This window comes from Bacillus sp. RB3, from assembly GCF_030164735.1.
GTDB classification, from domain to species: Bacteria; Bacillota; Bacilli; order Bacillales; family Bacillaceae_G; genus Bacillus_A; species Bacillus_A cereus.
This window is the reverse complement of sequence record NZ_JASNGE010000113.1, coordinates 1-390: the sequence shown is the minus strand read 5'-3', so window position 1 is coordinate 390 and position 390 is coordinate 1. Positions and strand designations below refer to the sequence as shown.

Sequence of the window (390 nt, the reverse complement as noted above, 5' to 3'; positions counted from 1 at the left end):
TAAAGATAATGCTAAACGAATACTCTAACATTACCTTCCCCAAAGTTAATTATAGAGTATTTTCAAAAAAAGACACTCTTGTAGTGTCTTTTTTATAGTATTTTAAAAAGAATTCCACCTACTAACACCTTTTTGTTGCGCCTATTCGTTTATTTCAATATGATACTTTTCCATCTCGTATATGCAATAGACAATGATAGCTAAACTCCAACTGACACTATAATAATTATGTGTGTAGAAGTCATAGCCCGCTTTAATACCTTTCTCTATTACAACTAATGTAAACCCTAAAGCCACCCATCTGTTAATTTTCATCTTTATAAACGTTAAAGAGATAATTATTAAAAATAAAATATTTGTAAGATGATTTATCATTAGCTCATATTTTTG

At 28.2% G+C, this 390-nt stretch carries 1 protein-coding gene; it reads right to left on the bottom strand.

Annotated features, from left to right (window positions below; translation table 11 throughout):
* Nucleotides 1–141 precede the first annotated feature (141 nt).
* The coding region (locus QO049_RS30575) for a hypothetical protein (protein ID WP_284489827.1) at nucleotides 142–390 on the bottom strand (249 nt) is incomplete at its 5' end.